Here is a 14,891-nt window from a genome sequence, read left to right as displayed (position 1 = left end):
AAAAGTAATGATTGACCTCCAAAATGTCAGTAAATGGTATGGCGATTTTCAAGTCTTAACCGATTGCACCACACAAATTTGCCAAGGTGAAGTGGTGGTGGTCTGTGGCCCATCAGGCTCAGGAAAATCGACCCTGATTAAAACAGTGAATGGACTGGAAGCCTTCCAACAAGGCCAAATCACAGTCGATGGAATACCCATCAAAGACCCGAAAACAGATTTGACCAAATTACGCAGCCGTGTAGGTATGGTGTTTCAGCACTTCGAGTTGTTTCCGCATCTCAGCATTACCGAGAATTTAACCATTGCCCAAATTAAAGTATTGGGACGCTCTGAAGCTGAAGCGAAAAAGAAAGGCTTAGGCTATTTAGAGCGTGTTGGGCTAAGTGCACATGCACATAAATTTCCAGCACAACTTTCGGGTGGACAACAGCAACGTGTCGCAATTGCCCGCGCCTTAAGTATGGATCCGATTGCCATGTTGTTTGATGAGCCTACATCGGCACTTGACCCTGAAATGATTAATGAAGTTCTTGATGTGATGGTCGAGTTGGCACATGAAGGCATGACCATGATGTGTGTCACCCATGAAATGGGCTTTGCCCGCCAAGTGGCCAACCGTGTGTTGTTTATGGATCAAGGTAAAATTGTCGAAGACTGTAGCAAAGATGATTTCTTTAACACCAAACGTGGTGATCGTGCTCAACAGTTCTTAGACAAGATCTTGCACTAGCACAGACGGGTTATCCCACATTAAAAAAGCAGATCACACGATCTGCTTTTTTAATTCACGCTCTAGTCTAAAACCAAGCGCGCATTGGTGGCTTGAACAGGACGATTATTCGGATACCCCATCAGTGCAGCGAAGTTTGCGATTTGCTGTGCTGATGCCTGCTGAATATCTTTTAAGACCACCCAACGTACACCTTCAGTACACGGCGGTGTCGTGAGCGAACCATTAAAGCGGTAGTACTCGCGATGTGTCGGCAGAAATTGATCTGCGTTTAAAGTGAGTACTTTCTGGGGGTACCTGTACTGCTGCCATAGTCCATCAAGTGCTTGATTCTTTTTCCCTTGTTCATACATCACCGCAACCACAGCCAGCTCTCCTTTTTCAGAAGCATGGACTAAATGTAATTCCATCGGAAAACTTTTGCCGTGAATCGTATTTTCAGAAGGGCTATGTAAATGCATTTGCAATAATTGAAATCGTTCTCCCTCTAAACTTAAATAACTGCCTTGATGAAAATTGGCTTGTAAAGTATGAGGGAGCTTCACGATACTCGTTGCAGCAGTTTTATAATCAAAATCAAGTGGCGCAAGGTCTGCTGAAATCACATGCTCAATATTAATGGGTGATTGATTATGCCCCGCACAAGTTTGGTATTTGGTGTTGAGCTGGCTCCAATACTGCGGTGCTGTTTGTGCTTGATAACCCCAATCCGAAGTTACTTCACTACTGGCCCAAGCCATCACACATGGGAGACCAAACAATGTTGCTATTAGTTTTTTCTTCATCATAATCCATCAAAAAATATCGGTTTAAAACGCCCCAATATCCTCTAAGAAATCACGCTCAAGCAGCAAAACCTAAAATGCCAATTCTGCCTGCTTGTCTTTGTTTTTTGTGCAAACTCTGTAATCATAACTTTTCAGCAAAAAGCCAATATTGCCCGACTATTTTGTCTCGTTCTAGATGAAAAATGCTGAAATAGGACTGATCATATATGACAATAATTACAATTAATTACATGTAGTTATGTGATTATTCACCTTTTATCTGTGATAAATTAAAATAAGAATGAGAAAATACAATCATGTTTAAAAACTTTCACTGATGCACAATCAGCACGCACATTTCATGGCATGAGCGTTCCAAAAGAGAACAAAGCAACGAAGACTCAAATAAAAATAGTTGCTGACCGAATTTTTTTATCATTTTTTGAGTTACTGCTTTTTTGGCTTAGCTCAAGAGATAAAATATACACCTGTATATTTAAAATGTAAAAACTTAGATAACCATAATATATTCATAAACTTAATATTAATTTATATTTTAACCCATGCACCACTGCAATGCACAAACACCATCATGGTGCATACTTTTGCTTTATATCGAGTCTTGTTATTTTTAAGCAAAACTTAATCAATATTTCCTTTTTGCTGAGATCTTCACGAAATTACAGGCATCAGTATACTGAGTTTCTTTTTGCAAAATTTTGCACTCAAATGGAACCTAAACATGCAAAATATTGACTTACTTTTTCTTCTTCTTGGTGCGGTTTTAGTCCTTGCCATGCATGCGGGCTTTGCTTTTTTAGAACTAGGGACAGTTCGTCATAAAAATCAAGTCAACGCTTTAAGCAAAATTTTAACGGACTTTTCACTTTCCGCAATCGCCTACTTCTTTGTTGGTTATTACATTTCCTATGGACATCATTTTTTCCATATCGGAGATACCTTAGCGGCGGATCATGGCTATAACCTGATGCGCTGTTTTTTCCTGCTCACTTTTGCGGCCGCAATTCCAGCCATTATTTCAGGCGGTATTGCCGAGCGTGCTAAAATGCGCTCACAAGCGATTGCAACCGTGTTATTGGTGGCCTTGGTTTATCCTTTCTTTGAAGGAATCGCATGGAATGGCAACTTTGGTTTACAGCAATGGCTACAGGACACTTTCGGCGCAAGTTTCCATGACTTCGCAGGTTCAGTGGTTGTACATGCTATGGGAGGCTGGATAGCTTTGGCTGCGGTGGTTTTACTCGGTGCACGTGATGGTCGCTACAAGAAAGATGGCCGTGTCAGTGCGCATCCTCCTTCGTCTATTCCGTTCTTGGCTCTAGGTTCATGGATTTTGATCGTGGGTTGGTTTGGCTTTAACGTGATGAGTGCACAACGTTTGGATGCAATTTCAGGACTGGTCGCGATTAACTCACTTATGGCCATGGTTGGAGGAACCTTAGCAGCCAACTTCGCAGGAAAAAATGACCCAGGCTTCTTACACAATGGCCCTTTAGCGGGTCTTGTGGCAATTTGTGCAGGTTCGAATGTCGTACATCCGATTGGGGCATTGGTGATTGGCGCTATTGCTGGACTGATTTTTGTCAAACTTTTCACCTACACCCAAAACAAGCTAAAAGTCGATGATGTACTCGGTGTATGGCCTTTGCACGGCGTATGTGGTGCCTTTGGTGGGCTTGCAGTCGGGATCTTTGGTCAAAAATGGCTTGGTGGTTTGGGCGGTGTTGCGATGATGTCACAGCTGATTGGTGCGCTCTTAGCAATAGGTATAGCTGTTATTGGTGGATTGGTGGTCTATGGCGCTTTAAAAGCCACGATGGGCATCCGTTTAAGTCAAGAAGATGAATTTCGCGGTGCAGATTTATCTATTCATAAAATCTCTGCCAACTCAGATGACAGTATGTTCTAAACACATTTCCACTTTAATGCGGCTCACATGGGCCGCTTTTTTTATTCGTATTGAACATGATAAGAGGCTTTTAGCGCTCTAAATAATCAAAAATCTCGGACAATACAGTGATACTCGGTGCAGACATCTGTACTGAAGGAACATGAAAGCCTGATAACCACAGTGCTTGCATTCCTGCCTGCTGTGCACCTTGTACATCATTGATAGGATGATCACCGATAAATAAACACTGCTCCACATCAACAGCCAGTTGCTGTGCGGTGTCAATAAAAATATCAACTTCGGGTTTGGCTTGGCCAAACAATCCAGAGCTATTGATCACATCAAAATAATGCTGAAAACCCAAGCCATTTAATATAGACAGCCGTGTGGTATGACCACCATTTGAAATAATGGCGAGTTTATATCCTGCTTGCTTTAGACGGGTCAGTGTTTGCTCAGCTTCAGGCATCGCCACTGCACTGGAACCAAACTGTGCAAACCAAAAATTGCTTAATTCTTCTAAATGCGGAGCCACCTGCCAGTTTAACTCCTGTAGCAACGCATAAGCCACTGAAGCACCGATGCTGGGATGAGTTAAATACTCTTTTAAGGGATAACCACCATTATCAATCCGATTCACAATCGACTCAATCTGCTCCACATCAACGCAGTTAAGTTGGCTTTGATAAGTATCGGCAAGATCTTGACTAAAAGCCGCAACACTTCGTCCACGATGCGTCAAGGTATTATCCAAATCAAATAGAACAGCACGTATCGACATGTTTAAACCTCATGTATTTGAGAGCAAATGTAACACTGAACCGACACTTTGTATTCGCCATAAAACGATAACCAAAGCACAGATCATGCTAAAGCCGATGAAACAGCGTTTATGTTAAGCCTCGCTTAAGCTGACGCTGTTTGAATAGCGCTTATTTTCAGAACATGGCCTCACTTGTGTCGGATCAGCAACGTTTTTTCATCCTTCAGTTTTTTATTTTGACGCTAGGTTTTGCCGTATTGTGGCTGCTCTTCCCTGTGGCGGGCACCATCGACTTACAACTGATTCACCCTTTTATGGATCAAACAGGTCATTTTCCACTAAAGCGCGACTGGGCCTTAGCAGAACTAAATCACCGTTATGTCAAAGACATCATCATCGCAGTGTATGTAATTTATTTGCTGAAATGGCTCGCTTCATATAAATGGGCTGCGTTCAAACCCCGCCGTTGGCAAAATGGCTATTTCATTGGTTTAGTACTCATCAGTACCAGTCTCATTGGGATTTTAAAATCACAATCCGCACATGCCTGTCCATGGGACATGACTCTAGCCACGACACATGATTTCTTTTGGGACTTATCCGCCAGCGCAGGACATTGTTTTCCTGGAGGACATGCTGCGACAGGTTTTGCGCTCTTTGTGGGATATTTCGTATACCGTCTAAATGAACCCAAACGGGCGTGGTTTTATTTGCTTGCTGCCCTAGTTCTAGGCTTTGTAATGGGTTGGGCGCAAATGATGCGGGGTGCACATTTCCTCAGTCACAATTTATGGACGGCATGGGTGATTTGGCTGGTCAATGTACTGGCATATGCGCTGTGTTATAAGCAGTTTACACAGCCCAGCCCAAATCAAACCCAAACTACAGCTTAAAGATCACTTGAACTTGTAACCCCCCCAATCCTGCACTTTGTCCAAAGTGCAGTTTGGCGCCAATTTTTTCCGCGGCTTTATCAACAATGGATAAGCCCAGTCCACTGCCGACTTCCAGATGATGATGTACGCGATAGAAACGCTTTAAGATATGATCATAAAGCTCTGGCGCAATGCCCGGCCCACTGTCTTCAATTTGAACAATGGCTTGCTGATCTTGCTGATAAATGGAGACATTAATCACGCCCTGTTCAGGCGTATATTTAATCGCATTATCCAAGAGATTATAGACAATAGAATGTAAGGCTGAACTTTGAGTTTCTATCCAAAGTGCTTCATGCTGTTCTAAGCCCAAATCGATGTTTTTCGCTAGCGCCAGCTCCATCAGTTGCTCCATACATTCAACTGCCACATCACTTAATCCTAGTCTTTGTGTCGGTTCTAAACTTGGTACAGAAGCATCCTGTTTTGCCAAATTGAGCAATTGTGATACCAAATGTTGAGTCCGAATTAAGCCTAGACTTAGGTTTTTTAACGCTTGGTGTTCTGGAAATTCATGCAGCAAAATTTTCATTTGCAAATTCAGTGCGGTAATCGGGGTTCTGAGCTCATGCGCTGCGTCGGCAATGAATTGCTTTTGTTCTTGTTGCGACAGCGAAATTCGTTCAAATAAACGATTCATTTCATTAATGGTCGGAAGAATTTCTAAAGGATAACCGTCTGGCCGAATCTCACTCAGTTCATATGGTTCACGCTGTGCAAGTTCCGCTTTAAACTCATCTAAGGGCTTTAGACTACGTCCAATAATCCAACTCAGTCCCCATAAAGCCAAAGGCATAAACAGTAAATATGGAATCAACATATTGGCCGCCAGCTCTAAAGCCAGCTTTTGTCTTACACTGCGCTGCTGACTGACTTGAATTTGATACTTTTCTGTTGGCAGCACATAGGTATTCCATAGCCCCTGTGCCGTGTGATGGGTATAAAATCCAGCTTTTTTAACGGGTTGTATTAATAAATCAAACTCATGTTGCCGTTGTTCAGGCAGCCCATACGACCAGACATCTACAAATAAATCTTCTTCGTGATAGTGTCTGTCCGCCTCAAATTCACTCTTAATTGGAGCGGGATCATGCGCTGCAACACGCTCTGCCAAATTACGCATTTGTGCATCGAGTATCTCATTGGTCTCTTCAAGGGCAATGCGATATGCTGCAATCACCAACAAACAGCCCATCACAATACTAAATAAAGAGGTATAGGTAATTAGTTGACGCTTTAAGGAAACAGGAGTCGACTTCGCCATCGTTATGCTTCAACCTGCCCCAAACGATAGCCTAAACCTCGAATGGTACGGATAAAGTCTTTGCCAAGTTTGGCACGTAAATGGTGAATATAAACTTCAATGGTATTGCTGTTAATTTCCGAGTCAAGGTCATAGAGCTTTTCTTCCAAATTGGTTTTGGAAAAAATCTTATTGGGATGACTGACCAGAGGAATTAAAATAGCCCATTCTCGGTTCGACAAATCAATGGTCTGCCCTTTGTACTTGGCTAAGTGCAAATCTTCATCTAACTCTAGACCTGCATAACTCAAAGTCTGGCTTTGCTTTTGCTGTTTTAACGCGCCACTACGACGTAATAGTGCATGAATACGTGCCAGCAACTCATCAAACTCATAAGGCTTAATTAAGTAATCATCCGCACCATGGTTTAAACCATCGACTCGATTTTGTAACTGATCTCTCGCTGAAATAATCAGCACAGGCAAAGTCGGATAAAGCGAGCGAATATTTTTTAGGACCTGCATCCCATCCATCATCGGTAGTCCCAAATCCAACAACACCACATCAAATGGATATTGTTGTAATTGCTTTAAACCATCAAAACCATTATTGACCCATACCACATCAAACTGCTGATAACGCAGCAGCGTTTGTGTGGACTCAGCAATCATAAAATCATCTTCAATAATCAATATTTTTGACATGGTCTAAGTGCTCGCTTTGGTCGCAGTACAGTGTTCTAACATATTATTTTTTGAATCAATCACCGTACTTTTTACCCCAAGTAAACTCAATAAGCTTGGGAACAAATGATCTTGGCTTAATTCTTGGCTTTTTTGTTGCCCTAAGCAAGCGATTTGTTGTGGATTCTGCCTTTGCCATGTTTCTGAAAACCACATCAGCATCGGCACGTGGGTCTGTTGACTCGGTGCAATGGCATAAGGTGAACCATGTAGATACAACCCGTGCTCACCAGTCGACTCACCATGGTCAGATAAATACCAAAAACCAGTTTCAAAATTTGAGTTTTGCTTTAATACACCAATCAGTTGACTCAACACATGGTCGGTATAAACAATGGAGTTGTCATAACTATTTTTCAGCTGTTCAGGTGTGCAGGCTTGAATGGCATTGGTTTCGCACATCGGTTGGAAAGGCTGAAACTTAGGCGTTGAACGCTTATAGTAAGCTGGTCCATGACTGCCCATTTGGTGTAACACAATTAAACGTGGCGTTTTATCATCAGCCGCAATACCAGCCATATAGGCTTTTAAGCTATCCACCAAAATTTCATCGCTACATTCACCATCGGCTGAACACCATTTTTTTTGTATCGGTTCAGGAATTTTATACTGCTCAACCCGATCACAAACGCCTTTGCAGCCAGAGTTATTGTCAATCCATGTCACTTTGTAACCAGCACGCTGTGCAAGGTCTAATAAACCTTCACGGTGGTGCGCTAACTGTGCATCGTAGTTTTCACGTGGCATGCCTGAAAACATACAAGGCACAGAAACCGCAGTGGCTGTACCGCAAGAACTGACTTGATTAAAGTTGATGACATTGAGTTTTTCCAGTTCAGGATTGGTCTTTTTCGCATAGCCATTTAAAGAAAAACTTTCTGCACGTGCCGTTTCACCAACCACCAAAACCATCAATTTCGGCAAATTTTGCTGTCCGACTTGCTTCACCAAATGGGCATCTTCACCATAAGTCACCAACGGTAAATGCGGCTGTGGTCGATTTTTTTTATAATATGACAGCGTTGAACTGATCGCATTTTGCGGTGAAATCATCCCTTTGAGATCACGATGCTCACGGAAAATCGCTGCATAATCAACAAAGAAAATAAACAACATGCCTGCAATCAGCAAAATAGAGACTGCACTACCGAAGAGCTTGTGCAATAACACGGTTTTGAAAGGATCACAGCGGATTTTGACCTTAAATAAGATGACTAAAGGTAGCACCACCATCGCCCCAATCCACAGCACAAGACGCCATGACAACAAGTCGCGCACTTCATTGCCATCGGTTTGCATCATGTTTTGGATCTGATCTGGTGTGATCGAAACACCTAAACTGTTGACAAAATAGGCACTCATTCCACCAATGATGATCAATAGCGCAGCCACCCCTTTAGCCATCGGTCGCCACTGTAACAGCTGAAAAACCAAATGATAAAAAGCCAACACCACCAAAATGGTAGCACCGATAAAGGCATAAGCTTTGAAACCATGATAGGGCGTAAGCAACTGAACTTGCTTATAGAACATCACGTTTAAAACCACGGCTAACCACAGCGCCAAATATACGTTAAAGCGCGAAAGTGAAACTTCTTTAAAAATAGACTGCAAATTGAACATTTTAAATCATGTCTTGCTGAGCGGATGCCCCAATGTAGTTTTCTAAACTTAAAACTCGCTTAAATAAAAAAGGCGCTGTGGCCGAATATATAAAGTCATACCGATCAGTTAAGTAATCAGACGTCCTTTTTGAGCCGCCCAATATTATTTGATACGCGGAAACGTCATCCGCAACCTGCATGTCCATTTAAAAGGAATGTTTTTGCAAAATGATCATTTAAATGCAGAAAAGGAAAAGGTTTTTCGGAAGACAAATGTTTTTGGTTCTTTTGGCTACGCAAAAGAACGGACGAGCTCCAAATATTGAATTTTAAAATACGAAGATTCCCTCGTAAGCGACAAAAAGTTAAGGAGTTTCTATAAAACTCCTTAACTCATTCGCATTAATCTTTAGAGACTTTGCCCTTTCTATCACTTAAACATTAAAATTTGTATTCAATTCCCGTGCCTACTACAGGTTGTTTGGTTTCAAATGATGCTTGTTCAAGTGTCAATATCCCTGCGTAACCATAAGCTTTAACTTGCTTAGTAAAGGCATAATCAGCACCTGCAATAAACTGCTGCGCATCAAAGTCTTCTTTAGATGTTTTAAAACTGGTTGAGTTTTGACTGTATTGAGCTTTCACTGTCCAAGCTTTGGCAGTCGGTAAGTTATATTCAGCCCCAACCAACCAGCCTTGTGCATCGTCTATGGCAGCCGCGGCTGCATCATTGCCTTGTACATCCGCCACTTCAGAAGTTTGATATAAGGCTTTCAACGCCAAACCATTATTCAGATTTACTCGACCAATGGCACGCAAAGTATCAGCTGCTGCAAATGCACTACCAGCCACTCCGCCAGTCACTTCAGGCGCTGACGCATTCAACGTGCCACCTCCTGCAAAGGTTGACGGAATGGCCTTATCATAACCAACCCCTGCAACAAACTTTTTACTGTCATAGACTACTGATGCTGACCAAGCATCGCCCAGACCACGCCCTGCAACTTTTGCCCCGCCTTTAGACTTTTCAATACCACCAGCTTCACCTGTTGCTAACAGTGCCGCAGCTTTCAGTTTACCTGTGCCCACTCCCCAAGCAGGTGTTTCATAGACCAGCACGTTATCGACTCGGTTTTCACCCGTGAAAATCCCCGCCACATCGGCTTTGTTGGCCACATAGTTATTAAAGGTATCTACCACTGAAGACAGTTGTTTAACGGGGGTATCAATTTTACCGACTTTCAATGTTCCCAATTTCTGGTCTTGTAAGCCGACGAGTAAATTACGTGGAACGAAAGTATCTGTGCTACCGCCATTGTCCACATAGAAGGTAAATTCAGCTTGGTAGAGTGCATTTAAGCGATCTGTCAGCTTCTCTTCGCCCTTTAACCCCAAAAAGGAGTTGTTAGAATTCAGCTCGACCACATCGCGGTCTTTATTTGGCGAAGCATTGTCTTCAGGTAAATAATCGGCCGTGACATCAATTTCACCATAAAAAGTAGGTGCTGCGAATGTTACCCCTGCCACTAAACTTAAAGCGATTGCGGCTGCAATTTGTGTTTTCATTATCAAAATATCCTACGGTAAATTTGTTACAAATATTACCGTTCAGACATATATGACAGAACAATTAAAAAATTATTTAGTTATATTTTTTAATTGTTTACGTCAATATTTAGCACTTTTTATGATTTATTTATGAATGAATTATGAAAGGTCTGAATGCATCACAATGCCACGCCATTTGAAGATAAACCACAGGCTCAACATCGCAATGACCACAATCATACACAGATAATTAAAATAGCCGAGCCAATCTCCCAATAGACCGCTCACACTATACAAACCACCACTGACGGTGGCCATCAGCGCCACTTGAAAAGTAAAGTCCGTGCCTGCCAGATGTTTGCGACTGTATTGCATTACTAGGGTGAGCATAACCACCAACAGCATCGATGAAGTCATATCTTCAAAGGCATTGATCAGATAAATCAGCCACGGCTGAATACTGTGCTGGTTTTCATATTGAAAGCCTAACCATGTATAAGCCCCCAGACTGAATATTTTTAGCACCGAATACAGTACTAAAGCCGTGGCACGGCGAATCAACTTCAAACTATAGCCCGCAAGTCCTGCGCCTATTAAGGCGGCACATGCACCCAACATGGTGACATAAAGCCCTATCTGAGAAAAACTCAGACCCAAATCGACCATTAAAGGCTTCAAAAGTGGCCCTGCTAAACCATCAGCAATTTTAAAGCTCAATAGCACTGCTAACCATGCTGCAAGCAAAGGACTCTGGACAAAATAAGCCAAATAGTTTTTGATCTGCTGGAGTTTAAAAGATGGGGTCTGAGCTGCTGATACCTCTCGATGCTTTGGCTCTGGATAAATTAAAATCGGCAGCATGTTTATAAAGACGATTGCCGCCAGCATCAAAAAAGTGCTCTGCCAGCTCAGCCAATCTAATGCCCACAAGATTGCACCACCACCGACTATAAAACCCAGACGCGATCCAATCACCTGAAAGGTATTGCCCCAGTGCTGTTGCTCCCCTTTTAAAATATTGACTGCCAATCCATCGGTTGCAATATCTTGCGTTGCCCCTAGCAAATTCATACTCAGGAGGCCCACAAAGAAAGCCCATAAATAAATAGGTTGATTTAATCCATCAATCGGGAGGAAAGACAGTCCGATCAGCACCAGCACCGTAAGAAACTGCAATGGAATAATCCAACTCCGATAGTGGCCGAAACGGGTGATCCCAAAACGATCTAACACAGGTGCCCAAAACACTTTGATCGACCACGGCAACATCAGCAGTCCGAAGCCCCCAATCTGTGCCAATGAAACACCCTGTGCTCTTAAAATGACAGGCAAGGCATGAGTCATAAACCCGACAGGTAAGCCCTGTGCCCAATACAATGAAAACAGCAAAATATATACATTGCGAGTCTGTAGCATGCTGTTCCTATATACATGGATTGGTCAAAATGTTCATCTGAGATCGGTATCCCTTCACTTTTTTTGCCAATGAATTCAAGCCGATCAGTGCTTATGATGAGATCATATACATCTTGGTCGATTGAGTATAATAACAATGAACCAATATTTTCCAGAACTACCAGATCAAGTTCCAAGTCGTAACTCATCTGCATTCACTCGCGCTATTTTTAAGCAGCTTTATTTGACGCAAGGTTGGCACTTTGTTGGCGAATTTCCCAATCTACCTAAAGCGGTAGCAATTATTTCACCGCATACCTCAAATATCGATGCATGGCATGGCTTTACGGCTCTATTGGGCTTGGGCCTGCAAATCACCATTTTTGGTAAGAACAGTTTGTTTCATACCCCACTGAAACCATTACTTGAGTGGATTGGCGTCATTCCTGTCAATCGTAGCCATGCTCAAGGGTTAACCCAAAATATTATCGATATTATTCACAGCAAAGAAAAAATTTGGGTCGGTATGGCGCCTGAAGGCACACGTAAGCAAGCCGAAGCCATCCGTAGTGGCTTTTATCGCATTGCGTATGGTGCACAGATTCCAATTGTGATGTTTTCCTTTGACTATGCGCAAAAAACTATTCACTGCTTGGGCGTGTTTCATCCTACTGGATATTTTGAGCAAGACCTAGAGCATATTTTAGATCTGTATATCGGCAAATTTTCAGCCAAGAACCCAAAATGGTTGGCCAAGCCTTTACAAAAACGCTTAAAAAATAGCTAGTAAATCAAGGTCGAATCTGCTGAGATGTGCACCATTATTTGTTTTGCATTTTAGTACTGTTGACCATGAATTTTGCTCGTTTATCTCTGATTGGTGCACTCACACTGACTATGGCAGGATGTGATCTTGCATCAAAGAAAACACCAACAACTACTCCTATTCAAGCTCGTGAACCTGTGATTGCGATTGCACTCGGCGGTGGCGGTGCCAAAGGTTTTGCACACATTGGGGTGCTTAAAGTTTTAGAGTCACATGGTATTAAACCTAAAATTGTTACGGGAACCAGTGCGGGAAGTTTTGTGGGCAGTATCTACGCCAGTGGTAAAACGCCTTTCCAACTTCAGCAAATTGCCTTGACCTTAAAAGAATCGGACATTCGAGACTTAACCCTCAACTCCCAAGGGTTTATTCAAGGTCAAAAACTGCAAGACTATGTCAACAAACATGTCGGCAACAAACCAATTCAACAATTCCCTATCCGTTTTGCTGCGGTGGCGACCCGTCTTGACACTGGACGTAAAGCCGACTTTATCAAAGGCAATGCGGGCCAAGCAGTACGTGCTTCATGTAGTATTCCGAACGTTTTTGTACCTGCAGTGATTGGTGGAACCAAATATGTTGATGGCGGTCTGGTCAGCCCAATTCCAGTCAAAACAGCCAAGGACATGGGCGCGGATATTGTAATTGCGGTTGATATTTCAGCCCGTCCCGTTGGAAACAAGCCACTGAATATGTGGGGCTTGCTGGACCAGACCATTAATATTATGGGGCAGCAAAGCATCAATGAAGAATTGAGCCAAGCGACTGTGGTGATTCAACCTAAAGTCGGACACTTGGGTACTTTGGACTTAAAAGCCAGCAATCAATCTATTTTAGAAGGTGAAAAAGCCGCACAGCTCAAAATTAAATCGATTGAAAAAGCCATTGTCGATTTTAAAAAGACCCCAGCTGCTTTTAAACCAGCCCCTAAAGCCAAATTCTAAAAAATTTGATTTTTAATATTCAAAGACTTATTCATCTGCTAAATTGATATAGATGCTTCTGCATCTATATCCCTATAACGAATATATGAGTAGATGTATGGAATTTGCTTTTGAGCCTTGGCACTGGTTTGTATTGGGCGTTCTGTTAATGTTATCAGAGCTGATTCTGCCTGCTTTTGCCGCATTGTGGTTCGGTATTGCGGCCATTATGGTCGGTATTCTGTACTGGATGTTCCCCATGATGGGTGTTACCACGCAGTTTGTGACGTGGATTATTTTGTCTATTTTATGCACTTTACTTTGGTTTAAATTTATTAAACCGCTTTCGACTGACAAAACCAAAGCAGGACTGTCTCGCGAAGCAACCATCGGTCAAATTGGCATGGTGATTCAAGCGAGTCCTGAAAATGAACACATTCGCGTTCGCTTCCCCATTCCAGTACTCGGTTCAGATGAATGGAACTGTCGTACTTTAGATAAAGTCCACGTCGGCGACCGAGTACGTGTCGTTGAAATACTGGGCAATGATTTAATGGTCAAAGCACATCTCTCAACCAACGAAAATAGATAAAAGTGAGTTAAGCATATGTCTGGTGGATTTATTGTCGTTTTAGCAATTTTGGCTTTTGCCGCTGTCACCATTTTTAAAGGTGTCCGTATTGTTCCACAAGGTTATAAATGGATCGTACAACGTCTGGGGAAATACCATACCACGTTGAGTCCAGGTCTCAACTTTGTGATTCCTTATGTCGATGAAGTGGCTTATAAAGTGACGACCAAAGACATTGTATTAGACATTCCCTCACAAGAAGTGATTACCCGCGATAATGCCGTTTTGCTTATGAATGCAGTGGCCTACATCAACATCACGACTCCTGTAAATGCCGTCTATGGGATTGAAAACTATACATGGGCCATTCAAAACTTAGTGCAAACGTCACTGCGTTCAATCGTTGGTGAAATGGATCTCGATGATGCGCTATCGTCTCGTGATCACATTAAAGCCAAACTTAAAGCAGCCATTTCGGATGATATTTCAGACTGGGGCATTACCCTCAAAACCGTTGAAATCCAAGACATTCAACCCTCTTCAACCATGCAAGCCGCAATGGAAGCGCAAGCGGCAGCTGAGCGTCAACGTCGTGCGACCGTGACCAAAGCAGATGGTGAAAAACAAGCAGCGATTTTAGAGGCAGATGGCCGTTTAGAAGCATCTCGTCGTGATGCAGAAGCACAAGTGGTCTTAGCAGAGTCTTCTCAGCGTGCCATTGAAATGGTCACTTCGGCTGTGGGCGACAAGGAAATTCCTGTGGCTTACTTGTTGGGTGAACAATATGTCAAAGCGATGCAAGACATGTCTAAATCGAACAATGCTAAAACAGTGGTGTTGCCAGCCGATATTTTAAGTACCATCCGTGGTGTTATGGGGCGTAAAGACATCTAACTGATGCTTGGTTTGATTAAATGAGGACAGCTTT

Annotated in this window: 14 protein-coding genes; 7 read left to right on the top strand and 7 right to left on the bottom strand. The window is 42.6% G+C overall.

All coding sequences use genetic code 11. The features are described from left to right. Positions 1-7 precede the first annotated feature (7 nt). Complete coding sequence (locus tag AC4CUX_RS12005; RefSeq protein WP_010326224.1) at positions 8-733, top strand: amino acid ABC transporter ATP-binding protein; 726 nt, start codon at positions 8-10, stop codon at positions 731-733. Between the two features lie 62 nt (positions 734-795). Here AC4CUX_RS12005 and AC4CUX_RS12000 read toward each other — a convergent pair whose 3' ends face one another. Next, the gene (locus AC4CUX_RS12000; RefSeq protein WP_236770353.1) at positions 796-1,518 is read right to left on the bottom strand and encodes a carbonic anhydrase; all 723 of its coding nucleotides are present in this window, start codon (positions 1,516-1,518) and stop codon (positions 796-798) included. A 724-nt stretch (positions 1,519-2,242) separates the two neighbouring features. Here AC4CUX_RS12000 and AC4CUX_RS11995 point away from each other — a divergent pair. Then, complete coding sequence (locus tag AC4CUX_RS11995) at positions 2,243-3,430, top strand: ammonium transporter (RefSeq protein ID WP_490792422.1); 1,188 nt, start codon at positions 2,243-2,245, stop codon at positions 3,428-3,430. Between the two features lie 70 nt (positions 3,431-3,500). Here the strand turns inward: AC4CUX_RS11995 and AC4CUX_RS11990 are convergent, their stop codons facing one another. Beyond that, on the bottom strand, positions 3,501-4,193 hold the full coding sequence (locus tag AC4CUX_RS11990; protein WP_279044844.1) for an HAD family hydrolase: 693 nt from the start codon (positions 4,191-4,193) through the stop codon (positions 3,501-3,503). 164 nt (positions 4,194-4,357) lie between these two features. On the opposite strand from AC4CUX_RS11990, the gene AC4CUX_RS11985 reads away from it, so the two are divergent. Then, positions 4,358-5,068, top strand: a complete 711-nt coding sequence (locus tag AC4CUX_RS11985; RefSeq protein ID WP_279044850.1) for a phosphatase PAP2 family protein — start codon at positions 4,358-4,360, stop codon at positions 5,066-5,068. Here AC4CUX_RS11985 and AC4CUX_RS11980 read toward each other — a convergent pair. The 5 genes from AC4CUX_RS11980 to AC4CUX_RS11960 all read right to left on the bottom strand — a co-directional run bounded on the left by AC4CUX_RS11980 (position 5,058) and on the right by AC4CUX_RS11960 (position 11,664). Further along, the gene (locus AC4CUX_RS11980; protein ID WP_184118933.1) at positions 5,058-6,374 is read right to left on the bottom strand and encodes an ATP-binding protein; all 1,317 of its coding nucleotides are present in this window, start codon (positions 6,372-6,374) and stop codon (positions 5,058-5,060) included. The two genes, AC4CUX_RS11985 and AC4CUX_RS11980, sit on opposite strands and share 11 nt — an antisense overlap. 2 nt (positions 6,375-6,376) lie before the next feature. Then, the gene (locus tag AC4CUX_RS11975; protein WP_004694591.1) at positions 6,377-7,057 is read right to left on the bottom strand and encodes a response regulator transcription factor; all 681 of its coding nucleotides are present in this window, start codon (positions 7,055-7,057) and stop codon (positions 6,377-6,379) included. Between the two features lie 3 nt (positions 7,058-7,060). Beyond that, positions 7,061-8,719, bottom strand: a complete 1,659-nt coding sequence (locus AC4CUX_RS11970; protein WP_490792421.1) for a phosphoethanolamine transferase — start codon at positions 8,717-8,719, stop codon at positions 7,061-7,063. Between the two features lie 422 nt (positions 8,720-9,141). Then, the gene (locus AC4CUX_RS11965) at positions 9,142-10,266 is read right to left on the bottom strand and encodes a porin (RefSeq protein WP_490792420.1); all 1,125 of its coding nucleotides are present in this window, start codon (positions 10,264-10,266) and stop codon (positions 9,142-9,144) included. A 141-nt stretch (positions 10,267-10,407) separates the two neighbouring features. Next, entirely contained in the window at positions 10,408-11,664 is a 1,257-nt protein-coding gene (locus AC4CUX_RS11960; protein ID WP_490792419.1) for an MFS transporter, read from the bottom strand. A gap of 136 nt (positions 11,665-11,800) precedes the next feature. Between AC4CUX_RS11960 and AC4CUX_RS11955 the strand changes: the two genes are divergently transcribed. The 4 genes from AC4CUX_RS11955 (at position 11,801) to AC4CUX_RS11940 (ending at position 14,857) form a co-directional block, all read left to right on the top strand. Continuing rightward, positions 11,801-12,430: a 1-acyl-sn-glycerol-3-phosphate acyltransferase gene (locus AC4CUX_RS11955; RefSeq protein ID WP_201950593.1), complete on the top strand. Its 630-nt coding sequence runs from the start codon at positions 11,801-11,803 to the stop codon at positions 12,428-12,430. Positions 12,431-12,495: 65 nt separating this feature from the next. After that, positions 12,496-13,413: a patatin-like phospholipase family protein gene (locus AC4CUX_RS11950; protein ID WP_325086682.1), complete on the top strand. Its 918-nt coding sequence runs from the start codon at positions 12,496-12,498 to the stop codon at positions 13,411-13,413. A 97-nt stretch (positions 13,414-13,510) separates the two neighbouring features. Next, the gene (locus AC4CUX_RS11945; RefSeq protein WP_004981271.1) at positions 13,511-13,984 is read left to right on the top strand and encodes an NfeD family protein; all 474 of its coding nucleotides are present in this window, start codon (positions 13,511-13,513) and stop codon (positions 13,982-13,984) included. A gap of 15 nt (positions 13,985-13,999) precedes the next feature. Next, positions 14,000-14,857 carry an SPFH domain-containing protein gene (locus AC4CUX_RS11940; RefSeq protein ID WP_058869115.1) on the top strand — a complete coding sequence of 286 codons (858 nt, stop codon included), beginning with the start codon at positions 14,000-14,002 and terminating at the stop codon, positions 14,855-14,857. Positions 14,858-14,891: the final 34 nt, after the last annotated feature.

The organism is Acinetobacter sp. 231_lipA (genome assembly GCF_058243005.1).
The sequence above is the reverse complement of the archived record's forward strand: the minus strand, read 5'-3'. Positions and strand labels throughout refer to the sequence as shown.

Bases quoted from the DNA above. Each gene is read 5' to 3' on its own strand.
- AC4CUX_RS12005 (WP_010326224.1), top strand. From the start codon at position 8: ATGATTGACCTCCAAAATGTCAGTAAATGGTATGGCGATTTTCAAGTC.
- AC4CUX_RS12000 (WP_236770353.1), bottom strand. From the start codon at position 1,518: ATGAAGAAAAAACTAATAGCAACATTGTTTGGTCTCCCATGTGTGATG.
- AC4CUX_RS11995 (WP_490792422.1), top strand. From the start codon at position 2,243: ATGCAAAATATTGACTTACTTTTTCTTCTTCTTGGTGCGGTTTTAGTC.
- AC4CUX_RS11990 (WP_279044844.1), bottom strand. From the start codon at position 4,193: ATGTCGATACGTGCTGTTCTATTTGATTTGGATAATACCTTGACGCAT.
- AC4CUX_RS11985 (WP_279044850.1), top strand. From the start codon at position 4,358: ATGGCCTCACTTGTGTCGGATCAGCAACGTTTTTTCATCCTTCAGTTT.
- AC4CUX_RS11980 (WP_184118933.1), bottom strand. From the start codon at position 6,374: ATGGCGAAGTCGACTCCTGTTTCCTTAAAGCGTCAACTAATTACCTAT.
- AC4CUX_RS11975 (WP_004694591.1), bottom strand. From the start codon at position 7,057: ATGTCAAAAATATTGATTATTGAAGATGATTTTATGATTGCTGAGTCC.
- AC4CUX_RS11970 (WP_490792421.1), bottom strand. From the start codon at position 8,719: ATGTTCAATTTGCAGTCTATTTTTAAAGAAGTTTCACTTTCGCGCTTT.
- AC4CUX_RS11965 (WP_490792420.1), bottom strand. From the start codon at position 10,266: ATGAAAACACAAATTGCAGCCGCAATCGCTTTAAGTTTAGTGGCAGGG.
- AC4CUX_RS11960 (WP_490792419.1), bottom strand. From the start codon at position 11,664: ATGCTACAGACTCGCAATGTATATATTTTGCTGTTTTCATTGTATTGG.
- AC4CUX_RS11955 (WP_201950593.1), top strand. From the start codon at position 11,801: ATGAACCAATATTTTCCAGAACTACCAGATCAAGTTCCAAGTCGTAAC.
- AC4CUX_RS11950 (WP_325086682.1), top strand. From the start codon at position 12,496: ATGAATTTTGCTCGTTTATCTCTGATTGGTGCACTCACACTGACTATG.
- AC4CUX_RS11945 (WP_004981271.1), top strand. From the start codon at position 13,511: ATGGAATTTGCTTTTGAGCCTTGGCACTGGTTTGTATTGGGCGTTCTG.
- AC4CUX_RS11940 (WP_058869115.1), top strand. From the start codon at position 14,000: ATGTCTGGTGGATTTATTGTCGTTTTAGCAATTTTGGCTTTTGCCGCT.